Source organism: Streptococcus dysgalactiae subsp. dysgalactiae, from assembly GCF_900459225.1.
Classification (GTDB): Bacteria; Bacillota; Bacilli; order Lactobacillales; family Streptococcaceae; genus Streptococcus; species Streptococcus dysgalactiae.
The window spans coordinates 420,909-446,015 of the sequence record NZ_UHFH01000003.1 but is presented as its reverse complement, the minus strand read 5'-3'; the positions used below and the strand labels follow the sequence as shown (position 1 = coordinate 446,015).

The following is a 25,107-nucleotide window of genomic DNA, read 5'->3' as shown; positions in this document are numbered from 1 at the left end:
ATTCTCCTATGTTATTAAATTATTTGTGAGCGCTTACAAATTATACCTAAATTATATTAGATTGATTTGTAGCTGTCAAAGTATGTGCTCACACATCTTTTATTTTTTAATGTCTTCTTCAGTTCTATCTTTTCTATCTATAGATAACCTAATGCTTTACCCATAATAAAGACAACCAAGCAAGTGAGTAGGATGTAGAGGAAACAGAATTTCATGACCTCTTTCAACAAGCGTCCTTCTTGACCTTCTAACCCAATTGCGACCGCAGCAACCGCGATACTTTGTGGTGAAATCATTTTACCAGCGGTAGCACCTGACATATTAGCCGCTGCTAACCAGTAAGGATTCATGTTAAGATTGCTTGCTGCTTTGACTTGTAATTCTCCAAATAAGACATTGGCAGAAGTATCACTTCCTGTGATGAATGTTCCCAATGAACCAATGATTGGTGCGATAAAGGGATAAAAACCACCTGTCACTGCTACTAAACTAACAGCGATTGTTCCAATCATTCCACTATAACTCATCACCTTAGAGAGGGCAACAATGGAAGCCACCGTTACCATTGTTTTAGTCAGTTGTTTGATGCTTCTCGCGAGAATCTGACCAATTTGACCAATGCTCATGCCTTGACCTAATCCTGCCAAAACAGTCGCTAAGATAATCATGGTTCCCGGTGATGTTAGCCAATTAATCGTATAAGGCTTAGCATGATCGCCTGTATAAATGGAAAAAGTAGTCGATACTTTTGACAATAATTGATTAATAGCAGGGAATAAAGACGAGGTCAACATGATAAAGATGAAAACAAGAAGAAAAGGTAGGGATGCCATAACACCCTCTTTTAAGGATACTGGTTCAGCAGTTTCTGAGCTAACATTTCCTTTTTCTTTGAGTTTAACAAATAAAACAGTTACCAAAATACAAAGGAGTGACCCAATAATAGATGGTAACTCAGCTCCCAAATAGTGAGAAATAACGATTTGTGGTAAGGCAAAGGAAAGTCCAGAAGCTAAGGTTAACCCAAAAATTCCTTTAAACGAACGATCTCCCTCTTCTGCTAGAAAAACAAGGACAAAAGGAATAGCAACGATTAACAGAAATAACTGGATAGAAACTATAACAGAGAGTTGTTTAACTTCTAGCCCTGTTACTTGAGCTAAAGTCGTTACAGGCAATCCAATAGCTCCAAAAGCTGTTGGTGTTGTATTTGCGATTAAACAAATCAAGGCTGCTCTTAAAGGTTTCATGCCTAAGGCCACTAAAATACTAGCGGGAATGGCAACTGCTGTACCAAAGCCTGCAATGGCTTCAAGAAATCCTCCAAATCCCCAGGCAAGAATAAGCACTAAGATGCGCCTATCGTTTGAAATACTTGTCAGTAATTGCTTGATCACAGACATACCACCTGAAGCCGTTGTGAGATTGTAGGTAAAGACCGCTGCTACAATAATATAGACAATCGGCCAAAATCCCATCATGGCACCTTCTAATGCAGCAGTCAGACTATCAGTGACCTTAAAATCGAAAGCAAAGATACTGGTTACAATGGTAATCACTAGTCCTATCAAACAGGCCAAATCGCCGCGAATCCGAAAAACGGCTAGGGACAGAATCAGCCAAGCAATAGGAATGATTGCAAATAATGTTTGAATCATGGTTATCAAAGGACCTCTCTATAACTAAAATATGAAAGTAATGTTATCGTAATTTGTTAGCGCTTACAAATTCTCTTTTATTTTAATAAACCTTAGTCTTTCCGTCAACTCTAATGCTCACACCATTTAATGATTTTAAAGTGAGATATTCCTCTAACCCTGCTGTTATAAGATTCTTAGCTTTCAAATTATTTTTTCACAATTTTAGAATCGCTCGCTTCTTTTTCTTTTTTCAACATAAAAACACGCTAGTTATGACTAACGTGTGTGTCTTATACTTGCTATTCATATATTTACTGTTAGAGAACTACCTCTTCTCAGCTCGGTTCAATAAGTAAGAATAAACAATAGGAACGACCAACATAGCACCTAAGACTACCATAACAACATTCTGAACATCAGCCTTGAAATAGCTGAGACCAAAGAGGAAACTACCGCCAACAAGCCATATACGTCCTGTAAAACGATGGGTTTTGGCCCAATTATCCTCATCTGCTAAGGTCCAAGGAAGGCGAATGCCCATGATAGGATTTTGCTTAAGATAGGGTATGAGAAGACCCAATACTATCAAAAGACAGGCGAGTCCTGCTATTGGATTGAATAAATTACGATTGACAAAACCAACCGAGGTTAATAGAATACCTGTCTGAACCCCCAGACACAAACTAGGCAACAGCCAATAGAAGAGATATAAAGCAGAACCTTTCTGGGTAATTATGGGTTTCTTAGTTCCAATAAATAAGGTGATGAGATGGATTCCTAGTATGATAAGCGGTAAAGCCATAACACCTTCCAACTTCGTTGAAAAGCCATCTGCCTGCCCTGTCAGATCAAAGTGAGTGGGGATTTTCTCAGGAAGGTACTGATACAATATTAGACCAAGAATAATGGGACTTAGCGTGACAAGACTGCTCAGCACTATTAGTTTTTTTGAAAACATTATTCTCAAACCTCCTTGAACATGGGAGCAATATCCTCTACTTCTTCTTTTTCAACTTGTCACTATTATAGCACTTCTGGATACAAAAAACACCTTCTTTAATGATCGCTGAATTTCTCCTACAATAGAGCACAATAGTCTTTGCTATTTCCCTTTATCATAGCACTCTTAACCCTAAGGATACACTATTTTCATTTTTTGAAAATAATGATCCAGGCTCCAAAGGTCGCTGCTCGCTTATTTTTTTGTTACAATAAAAGTAAGATTATCTGTTAGAAAGAGAAACCTAATGAAACTTATCTCATGGAACATCGATTCCTTAAATGCTGCCCTCACAGGAGAATCTCCTCGTGCCCTTCTATCACGCACTGTTTTAGACACTTTAGTCGCTCAAGATGCGGATATTATTGCCATTCAAGAAACCAAATTATCGGCTAAGGGCCCTACCAAGAAACATGTTGAGTCCCTGCTTAGTTATTTTCCGGACTATTTGCATGTTTGGCGTTCTTCAGTAGAGCCTGCTCGAAAAGGCTACGCGGGAACCATGTTCCTTTACAAAAACACGCTAAATCCTGTCATTACTTTTCCAGAAATTGGTGCCCCAACCACAATGGATGCCGAGGGGCGTATGATTACCCTAGAATTTGAAGACTTTTTCGTCACGCAGGTTTACACTCCTAATGCAGGCGATGGCCTTAGACGTTTAGAAGATCGTCAAATTTGGGACCAAAAATACGCTGATTACTTGGCTGAACTTGATGCTCAAAAACCTGTTTTGGCTACGGGAGATTACAACGTTGCCCACAAAGAAATTGATTTGGCAAATCCAGGCAGCAATCGTCGTTCACCCGGTTTTACCGACGAAGAGCGTCAGGGCTTTACTAACCTATTGGCAAAAGGCTTTACAGATACCTTCCGTCACTTGCACGGAGATATTCCTAATGTTTATACCTGGTGGGCACAACGTAGCAAAACCAGCAAAATCAACAATACCGGTTGGAGAATTGATTATTGGTTAACGTCAAACCGACTTGTGGATAAGATTAACCGTTCTGAAATGATTTCTTCCGGGGAACGCCAAGACCATACGCCAATCCTCTTGGATATTGACTTATAATGTCCAAGTAGCCTGACAACTCGACTAAAGAAAAAGAAGGGAACCCTTCTTTTTTATGTCTCAATAGCATATACAACCCATTTCGAATACTTTTAAATTGCTCTTTGACAATAGGAAAGGTATAATTATTTACCACTAAATATTAATAATGGAGACAGAAATGATTACAAAATCAACAACAATGCTTTACGTCGCAGACACCGAGGCCGCTCTACGATTCTGGACTGAACAAGTAGGCTTTGTCTTACTTGTTCAAGCGCAACAAGAAGGGACTTCCTCCTATGAGATTGCCCCAAATAAGGAATCAGCTGTAAGCTTTGGCCTACACAACAAGGAAATCGTAGCTGCTGCTAATCCTGGTATGGATCTAAGTTTTCCATCTCTTTTATTTGAAACGGATCATCTTCAGGCAGAATACGAACGTCTAACGGCTGCTGGTGTAACGACCAATCCTATTATGGAATACCAAGGCATGATTCATTTCACCTTCTCTGATAATGAGGGTCATTACATCGCTGTTCGTCAATCAAAATTACCTAAAGGAGCTTAATATGGTTACTGCCATTAATGTTTATCTCGTTACTGATGGTAACGGTCAAGAGGCTGTCGCATTCTACCAAGAGGTTTTTCAAGCAAAAGTGGTTAATCTGCTCTTGTGGAAAGATGGTGTTCCTGATTGCCCAAAAACTCATGAACACCTTATCCTCAACGCTCAACTAGATATTGATGGTATTCGTTTGGATCTCTCAGATGAAAACCCTGATGTTGGTTATCGAGCTGGTGTCAATATGACAGCTTCTATTATGGTAGATAGCATCGAAGAAGCCCAGCGTATTTACGACAAGTTAATCACCAATGCTAAGGCAATCAACCTTCCCCTCCAAGAAACTTTCTGGAGCCCTGCCTATGCTAATATTACCGACCAATTTGGAATGATGTGGCAATTAAATACCGAATTAAAAGCAGAACATTCAAAAAGAGACAATCCTCCTTCTTTAAGAGGTGTCTCTTTTTTATATTCCTTTTAGGAGAGGTTCAAGTCTTGATATGGCTTGCGATATCCAACTTGTAAGACGTTACCGTCCTTAATCAGAATAGGCCGTTTAATCAACATACCATCTGTGGCTAAGAGTTCAGCAGCTTCGTCAAGGCTAAGCTGGTCTATCTTATCTTTAAGTCCCAAGTCACGATAGCTGTTACCACTGGTATTAAAGAAATTCTTGATAGTATAATCAGATGTTTCCATCCAATGTTTGAGGTCCTGAGCTTTGGGTGGATTAGCTTTGATATCAATGACTTCAAAGTCACTAACCAGTTGCTTTAGTTCAGCCATGGCTCTTTGACAGGTACTGCATTTTGGGTATTGGTAGATGGTAATCATTTTTTCTCCTTTGTGATCAGTGATCTTTCATGCTTGAGTAACCAAGCTTTTTTATCTAGGCCGCCGGCATAACCTCTAAGCTGTCCATCTGCTGCTATCACACGGTGGCAGGGAATAAAGAGACTTAGGGGATTACGACCAATAGCTGCGCCAACAGCTTGGGCCGATTGACAGGCAACTTGTGTTGCGAGTTGACCATAGGTTATCGTTTCTCCATAGGGAATCTGGCGTAAGGCTTCCCAAACGTTCTGTTGAAAAGGGGTCCCTTTGGGGGCTAGATCAATGGAAATAGCAGTTGGATTTCCTTCAAAATAAGTATCTAACCAACTTGCAGCCGCTTGCAAGATAGCGTTGGTTCCTCTTTGAGGGAGGCGGTCAAGACCTGCTTGGAAATAAGCCTGTCCTGAAAACCAAGCCCCCACCAAAGCGTGGTCTGTTGCCACTAAAGATATCTTTCCTAATGGACTATCATAATAAGATTCTGTTAAGGTCATGGGTTTTACTTTCTTCGTTTTAAACGTTTAGCAAAGACAGTGGCTAAACAGGATTCCGCAATCCTTCTCTATAAACCATAGCGACTATCTTCGTCTATCTCCTGATAATCAGCTTGCTCGTGACGCTCTTTAAGTTTTTGATAGGCCAAGCGAACCCCATCCAAGGGAACTTTACCACAATAGACATAGCCTAATTTGGTCAAGAGGTGCTGCATGACATTGTTCTTTTCATGGGTATCACAACGAAAATCCTTTTGGTCAAAGCCCTCGATTAAGCCCTGTAAAAAAGTTTGGGCAACACCTTGGCCTTGATGGTCTTTCGATACAGCAATGCGATGAAAGGTCACATAATCTTGATTTGGCGTTCTCCACTGGCCATCGTAAATAGCATTGTAAGCTTCTTCATTACCATAAATGGCTGCTGCGTAGGCTACAATCGTCCCCTCGTCATTTAGAGCTACATAAGCGTGACCTTTTAAAATATCATCAATAATCACCTCTTCATTGGGGTAGCCGTTTTGCCACTGGTCACTCCCATAAGCAGCAATCACCGCCTTAGCATCTTCAATTACGGTCATCACTTGAGCCACTTCATTTGGAAAGGCTAGTCTAATTTCCATTGTTATTCCTCTTTTCATGATTTGATTACTGATATTTCGCTTCAAATGCTGCCATCACCTCAATCAAGGCTAGTATACCTTCTTTGGGAAAAGCGTTGTACAGACTGGCTCGCATGCCTCCCACACTGCTATGCCCCTGTAACCCATAGAGACCCCATGCCTCCGCTTTTTGAATAAACAAGGCATCCAAAGCCGGATTTGGGCTAGTAAAGGGAACATTAACTACGGAGCGTTGATTGGCATAGCGAACAGGGTTATGGTAAAACCTTGACTGATCTAGGTAATCATAAAGAAGCTGTGCTTTTTCCTGGTTACGCTTTGCCATTTTTGCCACACCTCCCATACCTTTCAGCCAGTCAAGAACCAAGGAAAGAACATAAATACTAAAGGTTGGTGGGGTATTGTAAAGAGAATGTGCTTCTGCTTGAACACGGTAGTCCCACATGCTTGATAAGGTGGGTTCCTGATTCAAAAAATCCTCATCAATAATAACCACTGTCACCCCTGCTGGACCCATATTTTTCTGGGCGCTAGCATAAATCATAGCAAAGTCTTCTACCTGGTAAGGATAGGTCAAAATATTTGAGGACATGTCCGCCACTAAGGGAATGCCATTTGTTTGAGGCAAGTCGTAAAGGGCTGTGCCTTCAATGGTATTATTGGTGGTAATATGCACATAGGCAGCTTCAGCATCGAGAATTTTAGGGTCAAAGGTCGGGATATACTCAAAAGCATCAGCTTCCGAACTGGCCAGTAAAATAGGCTTAACTTCAATCTCTCTAGCTAAAGTTAAGGCTTCCAAATAAGCTTTTTTCCCCCAGTGGCCTGCCACCTGATAGTAAGCTGTTTTTCCTCTTGCTACATTTAAAGGTAGCATGCTAAACTGGGTAGAAGCACCGCCTTGTAAGAAGAGTACCCGGTAGTGATCTGGAATAGCCATAAGTTCTCTCAGCAACTCTTCTGCTGTTCGGATAATATCTTCAAACGTCTGGGACCGGTGAGATAATTCTAGTATGCTCGTCCCTCTTCCATCAATATCCAACAAGCTTGCTTGTGCTTGTTTCAAGACAGATCTTGGCAACACTGCTGGACCGGCAGAAAAATAATACTGGCTCATAGAGTACCTCCCTATAATACTAGTGAGTATAGCATATTGTCCTTAATTTGACAAAAATGTTTCCTGATGACTAGCCTAATTCGTGCTATAATACTAGTGATAAAGGAGATTTAAAAATGATTAAAGAATTTTGTGCTGAGAACCTAACACTACTTCCAACCCTTGATGCTGGTCAAGTTACCCGTGTGGAACTCTGTGATAACCTAGCTGTCGGAGGGACCACGCCATCTTACGGTGTCATCAAAGAAGCCTGCCAGCTTTTACACGATAAAAACATCAGAGTAGCAACCATGATTCGTCCCCGCGGTGGTGATTTTGTCTATAACGACCTCGAACTAAAGGCTATGGAAGAAGACATTCTCAAAGCCATTGAGGCTGGCTCTGATGCGCTTGTGTTAGGCCTGCTGACTTCGGAAAATCAACTCGATACGGATGCTATCGAGCAGTTATTGCCAGCCACACAAGGACTGCCTTTGGTCTTTCATATGGCCTTTGACCGAATTCCGACTGACCACCAGCACCAAGCGCTTGATCAACTGATTGATTATGGCTTTGTGCGTGTACTAACTCATGGCTCACCTGAAGCTACTCCTATTACAGACAATGTGGAACAACTGAAAGACCTCATTACCTATGCCAATAAACGCATTGAAATCATGATCGGAGGAGGCGTCACTGCTGAGAATTGCCAAAGCTTGAGTCAACTCACTGGAACCGCCATTGTTCACGGCACTAAAATCATCTAAACAGCTAAAAGACCATCAATAAATTCAATTGATGGTCTTTTCTCTCTTAGTTTAAAAGATGTGGCACAAGGTGATGTTCTTTTGCGGTATAAGCTTTTCCAAAAGCGATAATCAAGGTAGCAATGCCTGGGAAAAACAAGCTAAATACTGCTAGCCCCTTTGATCCACCAAAAGCACGAACATAACAAAAGTGAACATAGTAATAATAAATAGCAATCACCCAACCAATAAAGTAAAACCATTTATTATCTTCTCCAAAAGTGATTTTGTGTTTAACAAAACCTGCATAGAAAGGAATGAGGCTATACCATCCTTTGTAACCCGCTCTTTTAAAGAGTCGCCAGTTAGCGATAAGGCATAGTAAGGCTGATAATAAGAATATAGCCAATATAATTCCGTATATCCCTAAAATAAGAACTGCTGTTTGATCTTCTGTCATTAGTTTTTCTCCTATTGTATGATGACTTATAAGTCATGAAATTGTTGGTAAAGCTCTTGGCGATTAACCTGATAAGCTTTAGCAATGGCTTTAATGGCTTGGTTTGGTTTGGCACCTGCTTGGATTTCTTTTTGCACTAGAGAAACTAGGTCAACTTCAGCTGTCAACTCAACCTCACTGTCTACTTGGGATCCAGACACAATTAGCAGACATTCCCCTTTGAGTGGTGTTTCCTCAAGGTAGGATAAGATTTCTGAAATAGACCCCCGTTGGTATTCCTCAAATAACTTGGTTAATTCTCTGACAAGCACTACTTGACGGTCACCGTAGCAAGTCAACATATTGGCCAGGGTATCCTTGACACGATATGGCGATTCATAAAAAATTTGCGTTTCTGGGTAAGGTGACTTACTCTCGAAAAAAGATTTTTGTTGCCCCGCTTTTCGAGGTAAAAACCCATAAAAAATATGAGGTTGAGGAGCAAGCCCACTGGCAATTAAGGCTGTAATCCCTGCTGATGCTCCCGGTAAAGCAACCACTGCGATATCGTTATCAATAGCGGCCTTGACCAAATCATGCCCAGGATCAGAAATAGATGGCATTCCTGCATCAGAAACCTGAGCCAGTGAACGTCCCGATGTTAATAGATCAATTAAATCAGGAATCTTTTCATAGGCGTTGTGTTCATGAAAGCTGATTTGCTTGGTATCTATCTCAAAATGTTTCAGCAAAAGACCCGTGTTTCGAGTGTCTTCGGCACAAATAAAGTCAACTTCTTTTAGCGTTGCCACTGCTCTGAAGGTCATGTCCTGCAGATTGCCAATCGGAGTTGGAACCAAATACAGGGTCCCGCTTGTTTTCTTGTCTTTAAAACTTTTTTGAACCTGCATGCCCTTACTTTCTATCTAATAATTCCCTACAAAACATACATTCTTCATCATTCTCACGACGCTGACCGTAGAAAAAATTACAGATATGAAACCCTTCTTCGTAAATACCTTCTAAATGGTCCTTTCCTTGTTTGGAAGGATTTTTAGCTACCGTTTCATGTTCCAACTGGCTCAAACGTTCTCGTAATTTTGTATTTTCAAGGCGAAGAATAGTGTTTTCTTCTACTAGTGATTGCACTTGTTTTTTCATGGCTTCAATTTCAGCTAAAGTAACCATTAAATTTTGTGAAAACCCATCAAAAGCATCGAATAATTCTTTCTTATTCACTTACTTTAACCTCCTCTAAAGCATAAGTGACCAAGGTCAACTGGTCTTTCAACCGTACCTTAACGGTATCTGTAAAAATATCAATAGCCGCTACCGTCGCAGGACCATCACTTGTCTCTACTATGGTACCATAATCAGGGAATTTTTTCTTGCTTTCCTGATAAAAGCTTTCTTCATACTGGAGACAACAGAGCAAACGTCCACAGTAGCCCGTTGACTTCCCAGAATTCAAAGACAAACCTTGATTTTTCAACATCTTGATAGAGACAGCTGGAAATTCCCCTAAAAAGCTCGAGCAGCATAGAGGACGTCCACAAGGTCCTAAGCCCCCATAAATCTTGGCTTCTTCTCGACTGTTAATCTGGTGCAGTTCGATTCTAGTCTTAAAATAAGCCGCTAAATCTTTTAACAGTTGCCGAAAATCCACGCGCTCTTCTGCTGAAAAGGTAATTAGGACATAATGCCGATCTAAAGGAAAGACAATATCGATAAGTTTCATGTCTAGCCCATTTTTGGCAATCAAAGCCACTACTTCTGACTTTGATGCTGCTGCAAACTTGGTATTATCCTCAAAAGCCTTTTTATCCATTGCCGTAGCAAGTCTTACAACGGTTGGCAAGCCCTTTGGGAGACTACTCTCAGAAAAGGCCTTTTTCACTTGGCAGACCTTTGCCAGATGGCTTCCTTTTTCATCTTTGACCACTAACAAGGTCCCTTTAGGAAACTCCTGATCTGTCTGAGCGTATTTGACAAGATCCGTTTCCCCATAACGAATTCCAATTGCACTTATCATGACATCACCATATATTCTAATGTGTTTTGAAAATTGACATTGCTCTGCCACATGAGCCTAGCCTGATAGACAGCCTCCAATTGTTTAAAGGGCGTTTTTGATTGCTCTCTTGCCAAGAGTAGTGTCAAAAGGGTCAAAATTAACTCTTGCTCCTCTTTTTCGGTTGCCAACAGTACCAGGCGATTCAAGGCTAAATAAGCTTGCAGCTGGTCTTTTAACCAGATTGAAACAAAACGTTCAACCTGAGCCATCACTTCTAAAAAATGACTATTTTGTGCCAAATCTTCTAATTGGTCAACATTTTTAGCCAGTTTGGCCACTAAATCAGCTTGACTTCTTAATAAACCTCGCTCTTGGGCTAACTGGAAGAGATAGGCTTCATTTTTCGGAAATTGAAACACCTGTGTGCGACTTTTAATGGTCGGAAGCACTTTGTTATCATCATTGGTCAGCAAAAACATGTAAGCTTGCCCTTGAGGCTCCTCAATGTATTTTAGCAAGCTATTAGCGGCATTGACATGCATTTTTTCACAATCTTTGATAATAAAAACTTGTCGTTTTCCTTCGTATCCTGTCTGTGAAAAATTAGCCATCATTTCTTTGACAACGTCCGTTTTGATCACTTGCCCTGTTGGTTCCAATACCGTCACATCAGCAAAATCACCCTGTTCAATCAATTGACAAGATCGACAGTGCCCGCAAGGCGTCTGATCCTTTTTCTGTTCACAAAAGATGACCTTAGCTAAAAAAAGAGCCATCTCGGCATTGGCAAAATCACCAGAAAAAAGATAGGCATGGTTTAGACGGTTCTTCTTTAAAATATCCTGAAATGCTTGATAGACTTTAGGCGCCTTCTGTGCTAAATCCATTCCCATCCTCCTTTTCTAGGCTTCCATGAGAGCCAAAATATGTGCTAAAGCAACACCAACGACATCTTCTAAAGGTTTTGAGGCATCAATGGTTACAATGCGATTAGGTTGTTCTTGAGCCAAAGCCAAATACCCTTCGCGTACTCGCTGATGCATATCAACTGCTTCAAGGTCCAAACGATTCACTTCACGATTTTTATTGGCAGCAATACGAGCCAAACCAATTTCGGAAGGTACATCAAAATAAAGGGTCAAATCAGGTTCTAGACCATCCGTCGCAAATCTGTTGAGCCATTGAATGTCAGTCTTTGACAACCCTCGTCCCGCACCTTGATAAGCTACCGAACTATCAATGAAACGATCAATAAAAACCAACTGGCCTGCTTCAAGAGCTGGTAGCACCTTTTCCACCAAATGCTGCCGGCGAGCTGCAATGTAAAGTAAGAGTTCGGTTTTGGGATCCATCGTCGTGTGATTGACATCCAAAATAAGCTCCCGAATGTGCTCTGAAATGGCAACACCACCCGGTTCTCTTGTGGTCACAATCTCTTGGCTAAGACGCTCTTTTAACAAAGGAACGACTTGTTCCAAAACAGTAGTTTTTCCTGCGCCATCTGGCCCTTCGACTGTGATAAGTTTTCCTGTAATCATTTGACTTCCTTCGTTCTATATTAGTTCTATTTTACCAAAAAATTGCTCAAAAAAACACTGCCAATTCTCTTGGCAGCGTTCAATTTTTAGGATAGATCAGGCTTAGCAAGTGTTTTAAGAACAGATTCCACGGTAATTCCTGCTGCTACTAACCGTTCAGATAACCATTGTGGAGCTGTCGTTCCATCTAATTGCATCTCAATAACTGTTTTGCCATTGGAACGATTGGCAACAACGATACGCCGGATGTTCAGGTTTTCTTGTGACAAGCAGTCCGCAATTTTAGCCAGAACGCCAACGGCATTATCCGCTAACAAAACCACACGAATGCCTTCCACTCCATATCCAGAGACCTCTAAAAAAGCTTTAAAGACATCACGGTCTGTAATAATACCAACCACTTGATTGTTTTGGACAACAGGTAAGACACCTACTTTGTAGGTCATCATTTCATAAATGGCATCTTCCAAGCTAGCGTCTGGTTCTACGGTCACGACCTGCCGAATCATGATGTCTCGGATTTTAGTTTTATTAAGCAAATAATTCATCTCATAGATAGATAAACTGGTTGCCTTTGACGGGCTTGCATCTGCCATAGTCCCCTCGGTCACAAGACCAACTAGCTGCCCCTTTTCGATAACAGGCAAACGTCTCAACCCCTTGTCGCGCATCAGATCAGCTGCATGGGCAACACTTTCCTCGGGTGAAATACTGATGACTTCCTTCGTCATATAATCTTTAACTGACATGACTTCTCCTTTTTCTTTGATTTCAAATGTCCTGAGTAAATGGTTTAACCACCAAGATAAGCTTTTTTAACTGCTTCAGAAGTTAATAATTCCTGACCAGTCCCTGAAAGAACGAGTTGACCAGTTTCTAAGACATAGGCACGATTCGCAATGGCTAAGGCCTTGTTAGCATTTTGCTCAATAAGTAGTACCGTTGTCCCTTGTCTTTGAATCGCCTGGATAATATCAAAGATTTCCTTGATAAATAAGGGGGCAAGACCCATAGATGGCTCATCTAGTAAAAGCAACTTGGGTTGACTCATTAAAGCTCGCCCCATCGCTAGCATCTGTTGCTCACCACCTGACAAGGTCGCCGCATCTTGATGCTTGCGTTCTTCTAGTCTTGGAAAACGATCAAAAATGAGGCGGAGGTTCTTCTGATTTTGCTCACGATTCCGACTAAGAAAAGCCCCCATTTCTAGATTTTCCATAACAGTTAAACCAGCAAAGACGTGACGGCCTTCAGGAACTTGTGAGAGCCCAGCAGCTACAATTTTGCGGGCTGGTTGCTTTAAGAGGTCTTGTCCTAAAAAGGAAATACTACCTGATTTTGGCTTAACCAAACCTGAAATGGTTCTTAAAATGGAGGTTTTTCCGGCTCCATTAGCCCCTATTAAGGTGACAACTTCTCCCTCGTGAACCTCAAAAGAAACGTCTTTAACAGCCTCAATGGCTCCATAATTCACCGATAACTGTTTCACTGATAACATAGCCATCAAAGGTCACCTCCTAAATACGCTTCAATAACACGTGGATTGTTTTTGATGTCTTGTGGACTACCATGGGCAATCAAGCGACCATACTCTAACACATAAATTCGTTCGGTCACTTCCATAACCAGACTCATATCGTGTTCAATCAAAATAATGGTTATGCCAAAATCTGTTTTCAACTGGCGAATAAGAGCCGTCAATTCAGCCGTTTCTTGAGGGTTCATGCCTGCAGCTGGCTCATCTAAAAAGAGGATCTTAGGTTTGGTTGCCAAAGCGCGCACAATTTCCAGACGACGTTGTTGCCCATAGGGTAAGTTTTTGGCCAAGCTTTCTGCCTCTCCCTCTAACTGAAATCTAGCCAATAAGGATAGCGCTTCTTCCTTTAAGGCTGCTTCTGTCTGATAAAATTTAGGCAAACGCAGGAGACTTGTCCCAAAATGGGATTTGCCCTGGTTGGCCAAACCAATCAAAACATTTTCCAAAACGGTCATGTTTTTAAACAAGCGGATATTTTGAAAGGTTCGTGATAGGCCTAGTGAGGCAATTTTATCAGGAGACTTACCATTCAACAGTTGACCATTTAGGGTAATCGTTCCCTCGCTAGGTTCATACACCCCAGTTAAGAGATTAAAGAGGGTGGTTTTTCCAGCTCCATTAGGTCCAATCAGCCCTACTAATTCACCCATTTCCAAAGCCATGGTGACATCTCCAACAGCAGTTAGACCACCAAAGTGTTTACTCAGCTGTTTAACTTCAAGTAATGCCATCTAGTTGCCTCCTTTTTCCTTTTTTGACAATAGAGTTGACAGGCGGAATTCTCTAGTGCCTAGTAGACCACCTGGTCTAAAAACCATTACTAAAATCAAGGCCAAGGAATAAATAATCATGCGCACATCAGAGAAATTTTGAAGGTACATGTTCAATAGGCCTAACACAATAGCGGCGACAATGGTTCCCGTCATCGAACCGAGACCACCCAAAACTGCAATGATAAGGTAATCAATAGAACGCATAATGGTAAAATCTTTGGGAACAACCGTTCCAATATAACCAACATATAAGGATCCTGCCATACTAGCAGTCATAGCTGCTAAAGCAAAGGTGATAACCTTAATTTTCGTCGTATTAACCCCCATGGATTCGGCAGCAATCTCGTCTTCACGCACCGCAATCACTTTTCGCCCCGTGGCGCTTCGAATAAAATTCAACATGACAATCGCGATAACGATCACAAAAGCATAAACAACTGGCCAAGAGGTATATTGTAAGACCCCTGTTAAACCGGCTGCGCCATTCGTCAGCTCACCACCATTGATAATAGCAATCCGAATAATTTCAGCAACACCCAAGGTTGCAATAGCCAAATAGTCTCCTTTTAAACGAAGTGTAGGAAAACCAACAATTACCGCTATCAAACCAGCTACCAAAACACCTACCAGCATAGATAAGTAAAATCCCAGATAGGTTGGCATATATTTGGTCAAAATCGCTGTGGCATAGGCACCAACTGCCATAAAACCGGCTTGACCTAGAGGAAACTGCCCTGAAAAGCCTAGCACCAAATTGGTCCCCATAGCCATGATAATAGCAATGCCAATCCCCATCAAAATTTGAACATAGTAGGGACCTAAGATACCTGTGCCAATCAGCAGGTTCAATATGAGATAAACAAGAGCAAGGATAAGAATCCAAGCCAACAGGGCTTTATTTTCTTTTTTCATGACCTACACCTTCTCCTTTACATTTTTTCCTAAAAGACCAGCTGGTCTGACCAATAGAATCATAATCAAAACAACATAAACCACCGCATCACGGTAACTAGATAACCCAATAGCTGTCGAGAAGGTTTCAAGCAGACCAATAATAAATCCACCAAAGGCTGCCCCAGGAATAATCCCAATGCCTCCTAGAACAGCAGCTACAAAGGCTTTCAGCCCCGGTGTCATTCCCATCAGAGGATTAATCGAATTGTAGTAAAGTCCAATTAACACTCCTGCTGCTCCCGCAAGCGCAGAGCCTAAGGCGAAGGTAAAACTAATGGTTGAGTTAATGTTAATCCCCATAAGTTGAGCGGTATCACTATCTACCGAAACGGCCCGCATGGCCTTCCCCATTTCGGTTTGTTTGATGATAAATTGCAGGGCTAACATCAAGGTCAAGGAGACCAGTAAAATAATCAGTTGGACATTAGTGACACTGATAGGTCCCAAGTGATATTTCACAACTTTTAAAGCTTGCGGAAAAGCGCGTGCTTCTGCTCCGACAAAATAGACCATGCCGTATTCCAGTAAAAAAGACACTCCAATCGCTGTAATCAGCGCAGCGATTCTTGTCGATTGCCGTAAAGGGCGATAAGCCAAGAACTCAATCAAAACACCGAGACAGGCTGTGAAAACCATGGTCAATATCAAGGCTAAGAAAAAGTTCAACTGCAGAGCATTAATCAAGTAATAACCGATAAAGGCTCCCATCATGTAAAGGTCCCCATGGGCAAAATTGATTAACTTAATAATACCGTACACCATGGTATAACCTAAAGCTAGTAAAGCATAAACGCTTCCTAGAATAAGTCCATTAACAAGTTGTTGGAGCATAAGATACCAAACTTTCTAATAAGAGTCATCAAAAATAAGGTAAGAGAACAGCGACAGATAATAAGCTGAAAACTCTCAATTGTTGACAAAAAATTGTCTATAATGATTCTGCAATCACACTGCTCTTCTCCTTAACCCAAAAGAAATTGAGGAAAGTAACTGTTCCTCAACTTCCTACCTACATGCATGTGTTTAATCAGCAGTTACTGTTGTTGCTGACGATTCTTTCCCGTTAGTCAGTTCAACAACCGAAACAGGCTTGATGGGGTTGTGTTGTTTGTCGATGGTCATGGTGCCTGTTACCCCTTCAAAATCTTTTAATTTAGCTAGACGTTTAGCAAGGTCAACAGATGTCTTGCTATCTTTAGCAGCATCGGCCGCCATGTAAATAGAATCATAGGCTAGCGCAGCAAACATAGATGGGCTAGTACCGTATTTGTCTTGGTAGGCCTTGACAAACTGAACCGCCTTGTCTGAAGTAGAAGCAGAAAAGCCCGAAATGTGATAAACCTTATTAACGTTTGAAGCCCCTACCAATTCAACTAACTTATCATCCGCAAACCCGTCAGGACCAAGGATTGGACTGGCAATTCCCATTTCACGCGCTTGCTTGATAATGGTCCCTGTTTCTTGGTAATACCCTGGCATGACGATAGCATCATATTCCTTATCTTTTAGTTTGGTCAAAGCTGATTGAAAATCGGTATCCCCTGATTGGAAAGTAGCTTCTGCTACAATGGTATCTGTGTATACTTTCTTGAAACGTTTCGCAATCCCTTTAGAATAGTCACTGGAATTGTCATAGAAGAGTACCACTTTTTTAGCTTTCAAATGATCACTAGCGTATTTGGCTAACACATCCCCCTGGTAACTATCCACAAAGGTTGTTCTAAAAACATAAGGATTGGTTTTACCGTCACTGGTAAGGGTTAAATTATCTGTTGTCCCAGATGGAGTAATTAAAGGTACTGCTACTTTGTTAGCATTTGGTGAAGCAGCTGCCGTTGCTCCAGAAGTTGCCGGTCCGACCACGACATTGACTTTGCTCTCAGTTGCTAAATTAGTCGTTACCGTCGCAGCTTCAGAATTATCTGACTTATTATCTTTAGTGATGACTTCTATCGTTTTACCATCAACTCCGCCAGCCTTATTAATCTCATCAACAGCTAATTTAGCACCTTTTTCTTCAGCGCTACCATAAGCAGAAACGTTTCCGGTTAACTCCAAATTCAATCCAATTTTAAGCGACTTACCAATCTCAGTTCCACTAGCTGCTTGAGAACTAGCACCTGGTGCTGCACTACAAGCTGCGAGGCTTGCCATTGATAATAATACTACACTTGAAAATAATAATTTCTTCTTCATAACTACTCCTTATTTAACCCTTAAAAAATAATATGTAAACAAGAATACAGAATTATCAGAAAATTGTCAATAATTATTTTTGAAATATTTTGAAAAATGGCAAAATAACAAAAGTTGGATGCAAAAAACGACGTTAATCTATAAAAAAGAGATGCCACTCAGCCATTATTTCTGGTGAGTGGCATCTCTTTTTTGGATTCTTGAATAAAACTAATCGTACTGGTTAATCAGTCCAACGAAAGGCATCTCTAGGCTTGACTTGCTCCTTCGGTCAACGTCATAGCGTTTTCCTCCCGATGAAGGTTACCCACAAACTGACGATCAATGTCATCAAAAGCTGATGGTTTTACTTCTTTGACAAATTTTAAACAACTGATTTCGTCTACTTTCGTTTCCAAATCATTTTTATTAATGTAAATGACTAAATAACGTGAGCGTTTGGAATGGTAATACAAATCCCCAAACTTTAATAACTTTCTAGCATCGCGATTATAATAAAGGTAAATCACAAGCCCTATACGTTCTTGTTTTTGAAACATGATAAGCCCTTTTCTTTAATATTTTGGTATGATCCTGATGGGTGTTTCGGCCGTGTGGGTGCCAAAGGAAGTCCTGTATCTACAAAAATACTGTCAGACACCGCACCAGCAATTTCTTCAGAAATGTTAGCCAAAATTTCTTGCAAATCCATTTGGGCCAAGCGCATGGAAACGACCAAAGGATGACAATCCAAGGTACGCTTTTGCAGTAACATTTCCCGACGCAACTGTCTTACTTCGGGTCTAAACTCCTGTAAGGCTTTACTTGCGTCATAACGTTTTTTGATATCTTGAAACCGGCTCATCTCAACTTGCAAGTTGCCATCTGCTTCAACAGCTGCTTTAGCCTCAGCATAAGCCTGGTATTGAGGCACTTTTTTTAGACATGGCACAAGCTGATCAATAGCTTCTTCAATGGCAATGAATTCTTCACTTATGACTAACATAACTTGATTATACCATACTTTAATCAAAAGGTAAGGGGGAAGCGATAAGGATCGAAAAATGTCAGTACAATAGCTTACAGATGTCGGTACATGGTTGACGAAAGACGCAGCAACCTTCCTAGCAAGTCATTATGCTCACAAATGAGCTCATAGAGTTGATCTTCACTGAGGATACCTGCTTTGAGTCCTTCAGTTTCTTGGGTTCTGAAGTGAAACCAGTCCTCGCTACCATAAAAGGCCCTCAAGGCCCTATAATCGTCATAAGCTGCCTCAACTTGAGCAAGACTGATAATTAATTCCTCTAATTTAGGAAAAAAAGCCTCATATTTTTCTTCAAGTTCTTGAAGTTTTTGAACATCATGTGGTGTCATCAATAATCTCCTTTTCACTATAAAATGGGTGAGATAAGTCCAAACAGGATGGGAAAGTCAGCACAATAAATTCATTTTATTATATGGCAATACCATCACTTTAGGATAACATAGTCAAGGCCACACCGTCACTCAAATCCTTAAAGGTCTCATAATCATCATGAAATGATTTTTTCCTGTTTTCTCACACTGATAGGATTACCATTCACTAGCAAATAACTAAGGAACTCTTAACCATAGGAAGGGCTCATCAAAAGCTCATCAGATAAGTAAAATTTTTTTCTCCTTAGTCTCACAACAGCTCACAGGACTCATTCCCCTTCCAAGAAAAGCAAAATGACCAGTCCTCTAGTCAGAAGAAACTGGTCATTTAAAGCGTTTGTTCAGGAAAACCTTTTATTTTAATTCGTTATTTTCCATGATTTCATCAATGAAACCGTAAGCCAAGGTTTCTTCAGCACTCATCCAATAATCACGTTCAGCATCTTTATGAATTTGTTTAATGGTCTTTCCAGCATTTTGTGCTAAGATTTTTTCTAAACGGTGACGAGTTTTTAAGAGGTGCTCTGCAGCAATGGCCATATCTGTTTGTTGGGTACCACCACCTGTACCACCCATTGGTTGGTGAATCATGTATTCTGCATTTGGTAACATGAAGCGTTTACCCTTAGTACCTGATGAAGCAATGACAGTCCCCATAGAAGCGGCCATCCCCATAACAATGGTTTGGACATCAGCTTTGATAAAGTTCATGGTGTCGACAATAGCCAAACCCGCTGAAACAGAACCACCAGGTGTGTTGACATACAAATAAATGTCTTTCGTATTGTCCTGAGCATCAAGGAATAAAAGCTGCGCAATGACAGAGTTTGCCATGTTGTCCTCAACAGGCCCTGTCAACATGATAATACGGTCTTTTAATAAGCGTGAGTAAATGTCATAAGAACGTTCACCACGACTAGTTTGTTCAATAACAACAGGAATCATAAAAAATCTCCAATCTACAAAGGTTCCAAAGTAGTCCCTAACCTAGAGGGAGTCCTACTATAAATGCCCTCTTTTATAATGATTGACCCTATTATAATCTTTTGGTCAAGAAAGGTCAAATAATAAACTTACTTTTAAAAAAAAGAGGGGGGATCCTATCTGATTTCTAGGAAATCAAATCAGGTTTCCACCCCATATCCTTAGTTTAGTAAGCTTCTAGTTGACTATTTAGTCCCGAAAAGACGGTCGCCAGCATCTCCCAAACCTGGAACAATGTAACCATGTTCATTGAGACGCTCATCAAGGGCAGCAGTGAAAATATCAACATCTGGATGAGCCTCTTGAAGTTTTTTAACCCCTTCTGGGGCTGCTACCAAGCAGACAAACTTGATGTTGGTTGCTCCACGTTTTTTCAACGAATCAACCGCTAAGATAGCCGAACCACCTGTTGCCAACATTGGGTCAACAAGGAAAATTTGACGTTGGTCAATGTCTTCTGGTAATTTCACCAAGTACTCAACAGGTTCTAAGGTCTCTTCATCGCGGTACATACCGATATGGCCAACTTTTGCTGCTGGAACAAGGCTCAAGAAACCATCAACCATTCCAATACCGGCACGGAGAATAGGAACGATAGCAAGTTTTTTACCAGCTAGTTGTTTTTGCACAGTCTTAGAAACTGGTGTCTGAATTTCCACATCTTCCAATGGAAGGTCACGAGACACTTCGTATCCCATAAGCATGGCAATTTCATTAACCAATTCACGGAAATCCTTTGTCGATGTTGTTTGACGGCGTAAGATTGAGAGTTTATGCTGAATGAGCGGATGCGAAATAACTTGACATTTTCCCATGTTGATATACTTCCTTCTATATTTTTTACACTTTTACCATTATACCAAAAAACTGGTCACTTTGCTCGGGAAATCCTGATTTTTATTGATTATCTTTTCTCCTTTTCTTTATACTCCTGATTTCCTTACCAATAAATGGCAAAAAAGAAACCACTTCACAATCATTTCATCGTGAAATCGTTTCTCTTGATAACTCATTAGTGCCAACCTAATTTCTGACGAAGACGACTAGCCTTGCTACCGATTAACTTGTCAAGTTGATGTGTCAGCAAGGTGAGAGCCGTGTAAACTGCCATTCCCAAACCTCCAACAATCAAGAGGTAGAGAAGACTGGTTAGACGACCTGTTGGTTTAAAGGTATAGCCTAAAAGCCAATTAGCAATAAAAACAACCAAGCCCATGATTATCGTTTCAATCAGGGTCAATAAGAGACGTTTTTGTAACAGTTTGCGATTAAATCGAGTAACCTGATGCAAGCGACGATACATGAGGTAAATAGGGACTAAAAGAGCAATGGTTGTTGCTAACAGTGGCCCATAGGCATGCATAAGGTAAATTAACGGTACTTGTAAGACGAGCTTGATGAGAATCCCATAAGCAAAATAATAAATAGCTTTGCGATTTTCAAAAAGAGCCTGAAGCATGGGTGAAAAAAGGGTATAAAGAGCTAGTAGCAGGGTTTGGAATAAGACAGCCACAAAAAGATGAATGGCACGGTCTTCACTAGCTCCATAAAAAACAGAATAAAGTGGTCTAGCTAGAATAATGGCCCCTGTCAAAGCTGGCAATAAGAACATCATCAACATTTCAATATTATTGATAATCAGGCGTGCCGCTGCTCTCATGTCTTTTTTGACATAATTTTCCGTCAACAGGGCAATACCAACCCCTCCGATAGAAGCTGCTACAGCGATTAAAACCATGGTAATTTTAGCAGGATTAGCGTTAAAATAACCAAATAAAACCAATAATTGAGAGCGGCTATAATCTGTAAACAGACTCATGGTGTTTACAAAGGACCACTGGTCAATCAACTGAAAGGCTTGAATAGCGCTTCCTGTCACGATAAAGGGGATGGATTCTTTTAAGGTTTCAAGCAACAAGCCCTTGATATCAATAGAAACGGTATGATCTGGCTTACTAAAAATAGCTGCTAGAAGTCCCTGTTTCCAAAGATAGTAACCCAGAACACCCATACTAGCCACCATCCCGATAAAGGCTGCAAAAGTTGACTGAGTCACTGCTGAAGCGTAATCACCAGAACCTAATTTCATGATAAGGAAGGTGGTCAGAAGCATCCAAATGACTCGAATCAATTGCTCAGCAATCTGACTAATGGCATAGGGTTTAATGTTATTGTGCCCCTGAAAAATGCCTCGAATGACACTCATGACTGGAAAGACAAGAACAGCCAAGGAAAGACTATGCATAATTGGAATAAGCTTAGCATCCCCACCAGATAAACTGGTAAATAAGGGAGAACCTAGGTACATAATCGCCGAAAACACAACACCCAAACCAAGCATGAGTTTTAACGTGCTCCGAATCAATTGGTAGCTATGCTCCGTCTGCCCCATAGAATTGTATTTGGCGACTTGCTTAGCAATCGCAACATTAAGTCCTGTGGTTGAAATCAATAAAAAATAAGCATAAACATTATACCCCATATTGAAAAGAGCATTGGCTTGAATCGCGTATTGCCCCATCCAAATGTACCAGGGAATAATGTATAATACTCCTAAAAGTCGGCTAATAAAATTACCAGCTGTGGACCAGGCTGCTCCCTGAACCATCAATTCTTCTTGTGTCAGTTGTTTTTTTTCTGTCGACATATCTATTCTTTCCTAGTTTCTATTAGCTTTATTATAAACTTTTGCTTGTGACTTGTAAAACAGGAACTTTAAAGATAAAATAAGGGTATGATAAGCATTGAACACGTATTAAACATTTTAAAAAAAGACCATAATTTTCGAGAAGTCCTTGATGCACAAGGCTACCACTACCACTACCGAGGGTTACAATTTGAACGACTTAGTTATGACAGCCGTCAAGTAGATGACAAAACCCTCTTTTTTGCTAAGGGAGCTACATTCAAGGCTGAGTACCTTAAAGAAGCAATCGCTAAGGGACTCCCTCTTTATGTCTCAGAAGTAGATTATGAGCTTAATATTCCTGTTGTTTTGGTCACTGATATTAAAAAGGCCATGAGTTTAATCGCTATGGCTTTCTATGATAATCCTCAGGATCAGCTCAAGCTCTTAGGGTTTACTGGAACAAAAGGCAAAACAACAGCTGCTTATTTTGCCTACCATATTTTGAAAGAATCCTATAAACCTGCCTTGTTGTCTACGATGAACACTACCTTGGACGGTAAAACTTTCTTCAAATCACAATTGACAACTCCTGAAAGTCTAGACCTTTTTGCTATGATGGCCGAATGTGTTAAAAATGGCATGACCCACTTGATTATGGAAGTATCCAGTCAGGCTTATCTTGTTGGCCGCGTCTATGGGCTTACATTTGATGTCGGAGTATTCCTCAACATCAGTCCTGACCACATTGGTCCTATTGAGCACCCAACGTTTGAAGACTATTTTTACCACAAACGTCTTTTAATGGAGAATAGCAGAGCTGTTGTGATCAATAGCGGTATGGATCATTTCCTATTTCTAGCTGATCAGGTAGCTCATCAAGAGCACGCTTTTTATGGTGCCTTATCTGACAACCAGATCACCACTAGCCAAGCCTTTTCATTTGAGGCCAATGGACAATTGGCTGGGCACTATGATATCCAATTAATCGGGCACTTCAATCAAGAAAATGCTATGGCTGCTGGGTTGGCTTGTTTTCGCTTAGGGGCTAGCTTAGCTGATATTCAAAAGGGCATCGCTAAGACTCGCGTGCCAGGCCGCATGGAAGTTCTTACCATGACTAATCATGCCAAAGTTTTCGTCGATTATGCCCATAATGGTGACAGCTTAGAAAAATTACTCAGCGTCGTGGAGGAACATCAAACTGGTAACCTAGTATTAATCTTAGGAGCCCCAGGAAATAAAGGAGAAAGCCGACGAGCAGATTTTGGAACAGTGATTAACCAGCATCCTAATCTCACCGTTATTCTCACTGCTGATGACCCTAATTTCGAAGATCCAGAAGATATTTCGCAGGAAATTGCTAGCCATATCACACGCCCGATTGACATTGTTAGTGATCGTGAGCAAGCCATTCAAAAAGCCATGTCTCTTTGCCAAGGGCCAGAAGATGCTGTCATTATTGCTGGTAAAGGGGCGGATGCCTACCAGATTGTCAAAGGGGAAAAAGCACCCTATGCAGGTGATTTGGCTGTTGCCCAACGTTATCTTTAATAAGCCCAAATGCACTTAACAAGAATGATTATTGCTACTCTTTTTAACCATTCTAATGAGGAAAACTTTTTTAGTAAAATCAAATCTCACATAAGAAAAAGGCTTTTTTAGGCCTTTTTTCTATGCTATAATGATGGAGATTTTGAGAAAACATTATTTTTCTCAGATGATTCCAAAAGAGTCGGTAAGATGAGTTCTCTTGACATCTTAATCGATCATTTTAATGATGTTTAGAAAGGATGTAACCTATGACACAAATCAGTGCTGAAGCAATTGCCATTGCTTATGATAAGATTACTATTATAGACGATTTGTCCCTTCGCATTCCTAAAGGAGAAATAACAACTATTATTGGCGCCAATGGTTCTGGTAAATCAACTTTGCTAAAAGGATTAACCAGACTATTGCCACTCAACAAAGGGGCCGTTTATTTAGATGGACAAAGTATTGCGAAGCTTGCGACCAAAGAAGTGGCTAAAAAGATTGCTCTACTTCCTCAAGTCCAAGAGACAACTGATGGCACAACGGTTTACGAATTAGTCTCCTACGGTCGATTTCCTCACCAATCCTACCTGGGAAAACTCAGCCAAACTGATAAAGATACCATTCATTGGGCCATGGAAGCTACTAAGATAACAGCCTATGCTAACCAACCTGTCGATACCCTATCTGGTGGACAACGACAACGAGTCTGGATTGCTATGGCATTGGCTCAAGATACTGATACCATTTTTTTAGATGAACCAACAACCTATCTCGATATGAACCATCAACTAGAAATCTTAGACTTACTCAAAAGCTTGAATCAAACATCAAGTAAGACGATGGTGATGGTCCTTCACGACCTTAATCTTTCAGCACGTTACTCTGATCATCTGATTGCCATGAAAGAGGGACAAATCAAATACGTTGGCTCTGTCAGAGAAGTGATGACGCCAGCCGTTATCCAAGATCTTTTCCACATCAAGGCACAACTTATTGATGATCCTATCCACAACTGCCCAATATTGCTGACCTATCAGCTTCAATAAATTTATTCTAG

The 25,107-nt window shown here is 40.7% G+C and carries 30 protein-coding genes; 6 read left to right on the top strand and 24 right to left on the bottom strand.

The features are described 5' to 3' along the window. Window positions 1-137: 137 nt before the first annotated feature. Together DYD17_RS02480 and DYD17_RS02475 are read right to left on the bottom strand one after the other, a co-directional pair. A complete protein-coding gene (locus DYD17_RS02480; protein ID WP_003049826.1) occupies window positions 138-1,658 on the bottom strand; it encodes an L-lactate permease in 1,521 nt (506 codons plus the stop codon). 307 nt (window positions 1,659-1,965) lie between these two features. Further along, entirely contained in the window at window positions 1,966-2,598 is a 633-nt protein-coding gene (locus DYD17_RS02475) for an SdpI family protein (RefSeq protein ID WP_115276326.1), read from the bottom strand. A gap of 289 nt (window positions 2,599-2,887) precedes the next feature. Between DYD17_RS02475 and DYD17_RS02470 the strand changes: the two genes are divergently transcribed. The 3 genes from DYD17_RS02470 (at window position 2,888) to DYD17_RS02460 (ending at window position 4,743) form a co-directional block, all read left to right on the top strand. Continuing rightward, a complete protein-coding gene (locus DYD17_RS02470) occupies window positions 2,888-3,715 on the top strand; it encodes an exodeoxyribonuclease III (protein ID WP_003049824.1) in 828 nt (275 codons plus the stop codon). Window positions 3,716-3,875: 160 nt separating this feature from the next. Next, window positions 3,876-4,265: a glyoxalase/bleomycin resistance/extradiol dioxygenase family protein gene (locus DYD17_RS02465; protein WP_003049823.1), complete on the top strand. Its 390-nt coding sequence runs from the start codon at window positions 3,876-3,878 to the stop codon at window positions 4,263-4,265. A 1-nt stretch (window position 4,266) separates the two neighbouring features. Continuing rightward, window positions 4,267-4,743, top strand: a complete 477-nt coding sequence (locus DYD17_RS02460; protein ID WP_115246617.1) for a VOC family protein — start codon at window positions 4,267-4,269, stop codon at window positions 4,741-4,743. Here DYD17_RS02460 and DYD17_RS02455 read toward each other — a convergent pair. From DYD17_RS02455 to serC, 4 genes are all read right to left on the bottom strand, one after another. Then, the gene (locus tag DYD17_RS02455) at window positions 4,740-5,096 is read right to left on the bottom strand and encodes an arsenate reductase family protein (protein WP_003049821.1); all 357 of its coding nucleotides are present in this window, start codon (window positions 5,094-5,096) and stop codon (window positions 4,740-4,742) included. The genes DYD17_RS02460 and DYD17_RS02455 overlap by 4 nt on opposite strands. Then, window positions 5,093-5,590, bottom strand: a complete 498-nt coding sequence (locus DYD17_RS02450) for a methylated-DNA--[protein]-cysteine S-methyltransferase (RefSeq protein ID WP_003049820.1) — start codon at window positions 5,588-5,590, stop codon at window positions 5,093-5,095. The genes DYD17_RS02455 and DYD17_RS02450 overlap by 4 nt, the downstream gene beginning before the upstream one ends. Window positions 5,591-5,658: 68 nt before the next feature. After that, a complete protein-coding gene (locus DYD17_RS02445) occupies window positions 5,659-6,210 on the bottom strand; it encodes a GNAT family N-acetyltransferase (RefSeq protein WP_115246618.1) in 552 nt (183 codons plus the stop codon). A 25-nt stretch (window positions 6,211-6,235) separates the two neighbouring features. Further along, the gene (gene serC / locus DYD17_RS02440) at window positions 6,236-7,327 is read right to left on the bottom strand and encodes a 3-phosphoserine/phosphohydroxythreonine transaminase (RefSeq protein ID WP_115246619.1); all 1,092 of its coding nucleotides are present in this window, start codon (window positions 7,325-7,327) and stop codon (window positions 6,236-6,238) included. Window positions 7,328-7,443: 116 nt separating this feature from the next. Here serC and DYD17_RS02435 point away from each other — a divergent pair, with 116 nt between their 5' ends. Continuing rightward, window positions 7,444-8,073 carry a copper homeostasis protein CutC gene (locus DYD17_RS02435; protein WP_115276325.1) on the top strand — a complete coding sequence of 210 codons (630 nt, stop codon included), beginning with the start codon at window positions 7,444-7,446 and terminating at the stop codon, window positions 8,071-8,073. Window positions 8,074-8,119: 46 nt separating this feature from the next. Here DYD17_RS02435 and DYD17_RS02430 read toward each other — a convergent pair whose 3' ends face one another. The 18 genes from DYD17_RS02430 to DYD17_RS02340 form a co-directional block, all read right to left on the bottom strand. Further along, window positions 8,120-8,512 carry a DUF5684 domain-containing protein gene (locus DYD17_RS02430; protein WP_115246621.1) on the bottom strand — a complete coding sequence of 131 codons (393 nt, stop codon included), beginning with the start codon at window positions 8,510-8,512 and terminating at the stop codon, window positions 8,120-8,122. 26 nt (window positions 8,513-8,538) lie between these two features. Continuing rightward, complete coding sequence (gene rsmI / locus DYD17_RS02425; RefSeq protein ID WP_115246622.1) at window positions 8,539-9,402, bottom strand: 16S rRNA (cytidine(1402)-2'-O)-methyltransferase; 864 nt, start codon at window positions 9,400-9,402, stop codon at window positions 8,539-8,541. Window positions 9,403-9,406: 4 nt separating this feature from the next. After that, window positions 9,407-9,730, bottom strand: coding sequence for a DNA replication initiation control protein YabA (gene yabA / locus DYD17_RS02420; protein ID WP_003058686.1), 324 nt, complete (start codon window positions 9,728-9,730; stop codon window positions 9,407-9,409). Then, the gene (ricT, locus tag DYD17_RS02415; RefSeq protein WP_115252641.1) at window positions 9,723-10,523 is read right to left on the bottom strand and encodes a regulatory iron-sulfur-containing complex subunit RicT; all 801 of its coding nucleotides are present in this window, start codon (window positions 10,521-10,523) and stop codon (window positions 9,723-9,725) included. The genes yabA and ricT overlap by 8 nt, the downstream gene beginning before the upstream one ends. Then, window positions 10,520-11,392, bottom strand: a complete 873-nt coding sequence (locus tag DYD17_RS02410) for a DNA polymerase III subunit delta' (RefSeq protein WP_115246624.1) — start codon at window positions 11,390-11,392, stop codon at window positions 10,520-10,522. Before DYD17_RS02410 ends, ricT begins: the two co-directional genes overlap by 4 nt. Before the next feature lie 15 nt (window positions 11,393-11,407). Then, complete coding sequence (gene tmk, locus DYD17_RS02405) at window positions 11,408-12,043, bottom strand: dTMP kinase (protein ID WP_003049811.1); 636 nt, start codon at window positions 12,041-12,043, stop codon at window positions 11,408-11,410. Window positions 12,044-12,129: 86 nt separating this feature from the next. After that, on the bottom strand, window positions 12,130-12,792 hold the full coding sequence (locus tag DYD17_RS02400; protein WP_115246625.1) for a CBS domain-containing protein: 663 nt from the start codon (window positions 12,790-12,792) through the stop codon (window positions 12,130-12,132). 44 nt (window positions 12,793-12,836) lie between these two features. Next, complete coding sequence (locus tag DYD17_RS02395; protein ID WP_171841621.1) at window positions 12,837-13,541, bottom strand: ABC transporter ATP-binding protein; 705 nt, start codon at window positions 13,539-13,541, stop codon at window positions 12,837-12,839. A 5-nt stretch (window positions 13,542-13,546) separates the two neighbouring features. Then, window positions 13,547-14,311, bottom strand: a complete 765-nt coding sequence (locus DYD17_RS02390; protein WP_115252640.1) for an ABC transporter ATP-binding protein — start codon at window positions 14,309-14,311, stop codon at window positions 13,547-13,549. Continuing rightward, window positions 14,312-15,265, bottom strand: coding sequence for a branched-chain amino acid ABC transporter permease (locus tag DYD17_RS02385; protein ID WP_115252639.1), 954 nt, complete (start codon window positions 15,263-15,265; stop codon window positions 14,312-14,314). Window positions 15,266-15,268: 3 nt separating this feature from the next. Beyond that, complete coding sequence (locus tag DYD17_RS02380; protein WP_115252638.1) at window positions 15,269-16,138, bottom strand: branched-chain amino acid ABC transporter permease; 870 nt, start codon at window positions 16,136-16,138, stop codon at window positions 15,269-15,271. Window positions 16,139-16,330: 192 nt separating this feature from the next. After that, on the bottom strand, window positions 16,331-17,503 hold the full coding sequence (locus DYD17_RS02375) for an ABC transporter substrate-binding protein (protein WP_115252637.1): 1,173 nt from the start codon (window positions 17,501-17,503) through the stop codon (window positions 16,331-16,333). 248 nt (window positions 17,504-17,751) lie between these two features. Then, the gene (locus DYD17_RS02370; protein WP_003049804.1) at window positions 17,752-18,042 is read right to left on the bottom strand and encodes a YlbG family protein; all 291 of its coding nucleotides are present in this window, start codon (window positions 18,040-18,042) and stop codon (window positions 17,752-17,754) included. Beyond that, window positions 18,018-18,488, bottom strand: coding sequence for a YlbF family regulator (locus tag DYD17_RS02365; protein WP_115276324.1), 471 nt, complete (start codon window positions 18,486-18,488; stop codon window positions 18,018-18,020). Before DYD17_RS02365 ends, DYD17_RS02370 begins: the two co-directional genes overlap by 25 nt. Window positions 18,489-18,562: 74 nt before the next feature. Beyond that, window positions 18,563-18,859, bottom strand: a complete 297-nt coding sequence (locus DYD17_RS02360; protein ID WP_003049802.1) for a DUF4298 domain-containing protein — start codon at window positions 18,857-18,859, stop codon at window positions 18,563-18,565. A 396-nt stretch (window positions 18,860-19,255) separates the two neighbouring features. Then, window positions 19,256-19,846 (bottom strand): ATP-dependent Clp protease proteolytic subunit, encoded by a 591-nt coding sequence (locus DYD17_RS02355; RefSeq protein WP_002985850.1) that lies wholly within the window; start codon window positions 19,844-19,846, stop codon window positions 19,256-19,258. 224 nt (window positions 19,847-20,070) lie between these two features. After that, a complete protein-coding gene (gene upp / locus DYD17_RS02350; protein WP_003058279.1) occupies window positions 20,071-20,700 on the bottom strand; it encodes a uracil phosphoribosyltransferase in 630 nt (209 codons plus the stop codon). Window positions 20,701-20,897: 197 nt separating this feature from the next. Next, the gene (locus DYD17_RS02340) at window positions 20,898-22,532 is read right to left on the bottom strand and encodes a putative polysaccharide biosynthesis protein (protein WP_003049800.1); all 1,635 of its coding nucleotides are present in this window, start codon (window positions 22,530-22,532) and stop codon (window positions 20,898-20,900) included. A gap of 87 nt (window positions 22,533-22,619) precedes the next feature. On the opposite strand from DYD17_RS02340, the gene DYD17_RS02335 reads away from it, so the two are divergent. Next, entirely contained in the window at window positions 22,620-24,065 is a 1,446-nt protein-coding gene (locus tag DYD17_RS02335) for a UDP-N-acetylmuramoyl-L-alanyl-D-glutamate--L-lysine ligase (RefSeq protein WP_115252636.1), read from the top strand. Window positions 24,066-24,313: 248 nt separating this feature from the next. Then, window positions 24,314-25,096 carry an ABC transporter ATP-binding protein gene (locus tag DYD17_RS02330; RefSeq protein ID WP_003049798.1) on the top strand — a complete coding sequence of 261 codons (783 nt, stop codon included), beginning with the start codon at window positions 24,314-24,316 and terminating at the stop codon, window positions 25,094-25,096. The last annotated feature ends 11 nt before the right edge of the window (window positions 25,097-25,107 follow it).

Coding starts and splice junctions, on each gene's coding strand:
- DYD17_RS02480 (WP_003049826.1), bottom strand. CDS start 1,658: ATGATTCAAACATTATTTGCAATCATTCCTATTGCTTGGCTGATTCTG.
- DYD17_RS02475 (WP_115276326.1), bottom strand. CDS start 2,598: ATGTTTTCAAAAAAACTAATAGTGCTGAGCAGTCTTGTCACGCTAAGT.
- DYD17_RS02470 (WP_003049824.1), top strand. CDS start 2,888: ATGAAACTTATCTCATGGAACATCGATTCCTTAAATGCTGCCCTCACA.
- DYD17_RS02465 (WP_003049823.1), top strand. CDS start 3,876: ATGATTACAAAATCAACAACAATGCTTTACGTCGCAGACACCGAGGCC.
- DYD17_RS02460 (WP_115246617.1), top strand. CDS start 4,267: ATGGTTACTGCCATTAATGTTTATCTCGTTACTGATGGTAACGGTCAA.
- DYD17_RS02455 (WP_003049821.1), bottom strand. CDS start 5,096: ATGATTACCATCTACCAATACCCAAAATGCAGTACCTGTCAAAGAGCC.
- DYD17_RS02450 (WP_003049820.1), bottom strand. CDS start 5,590: ATGACCTTAACAGAATCTTATTATGATAGTCCATTAGGAAAGATATCT.
- DYD17_RS02445 (WP_115246618.1), bottom strand. CDS start 6,210: ATGGAAATTAGACTAGCCTTTCCAAATGAAGTGGCTCAAGTGATGACC.
- serC (WP_115246619.1), bottom strand. CDS start 7,327: ATGAGCCAGTATTATTTTTCTGCCGGTCCAGCAGTGTTGCCAAGATCT.
- DYD17_RS02435 (WP_115276325.1), top strand. CDS start 7,444: ATGATTAAAGAATTTTGTGCTGAGAACCTAACACTACTTCCAACCCTT.
- DYD17_RS02430 (WP_115246621.1), bottom strand. CDS start 8,512: ATGACAGAAGATCAAACAGCAGTTCTTATTTTAGGGATATACGGAATT.
- rsmI (WP_115246622.1), bottom strand. CDS start 9,402: ATGCAGGTTCAAAAAAGTTTTAAAGACAAGAAAACAAGCGGGACCCTG.
- ricT (WP_115252641.1), bottom strand. CDS start 10,523: ATGATAAGTGCAATTGGAATTCGTTATGGGGAAACGGATCTTGTCAAA.
- DYD17_RS02410 (WP_115246624.1), bottom strand. CDS start 11,392: ATGGATTTAGCACAGAAGGCGCCTAAAGTCTATCAAGCATTTCAGGAT.
- tmk (WP_003049811.1), bottom strand. CDS start 12,043: ATGATTACAGGAAAACTTATCACAGTCGAAGGGCCAGATGGCGCAGGA.
- DYD17_RS02400 (WP_115246625.1), bottom strand. CDS start 12,792: ATGTCAGTTAAAGATTATATGACGAAGGAAGTCATCAGTATTTCACCC.
- DYD17_RS02395 (WP_171841621.1), bottom strand. CDS start 13,541: ATGTTATCAGTGAAACAGTTATCGGTGAATTATGGAGCCATTGAGGCT.
- DYD17_RS02390 (WP_115252640.1), bottom strand. CDS start 14,311: ATGGCATTACTTGAAGTTAAACAGCTGAGTAAACACTTTGGTGGTCTA.
- DYD17_RS02385 (WP_115252639.1), bottom strand. CDS start 15,265: ATGAAAAAAGAAAATAAAGCCCTGTTGGCTTGGATTCTTATCCTTGCT.
- DYD17_RS02380 (WP_115252638.1), bottom strand. CDS start 16,138: ATGCTCCAACAACTTGTTAATGGACTTATTCTAGGAAGCGTTTATGCT.
- DYD17_RS02375 (WP_115252637.1), bottom strand. CDS start 17,503: ATGAAGAAGAAATTATTATTTTCAAGTGTAGTATTATTATCAATGGCA.
- DYD17_RS02370 (WP_003049804.1), bottom strand. CDS start 18,042: ATGTTTCAAAAACAAGAACGTATAGGGCTTGTGATTTACCTTTATTAT.
- DYD17_RS02365 (WP_115276324.1), bottom strand. CDS start 18,488: ATGTTAGTCATAAGTGAAGAATTCATTGCCATTGAAGAAGCTATTGAT.
- DYD17_RS02360 (WP_003049802.1), bottom strand. CDS start 18,859: ATGACACCACATGATGTTCAAAAACTTCAAGAACTTGAAGAAAAATAT.
- DYD17_RS02355 (WP_002985850.1), bottom strand. CDS start 19,846: ATGATTCCTGTTGTTATTGAACAAACTAGTCGTGGTGAACGTTCTTAT.
- upp (WP_003058279.1), bottom strand. CDS start 20,700: ATGGGAAAATGTCAAGTTATTTCGCATCCGCTCATTCAGCATAAACTC.
- DYD17_RS02340 (WP_003049800.1), bottom strand. CDS start 22,532: ATGTCGACAGAAAAAAAACAACTGACACAAGAAGAATTGATGGTTCAG.
- DYD17_RS02335 (WP_115252636.1), top strand. CDS start 22,620: ATGATAAGCATTGAACACGTATTAAACATTTTAAAAAAAGACCATAAT.
- DYD17_RS02330 (WP_003049798.1), top strand. CDS start 24,314: ATGACACAAATCAGTGCTGAAGCAATTGCCATTGCTTATGATAAGATT.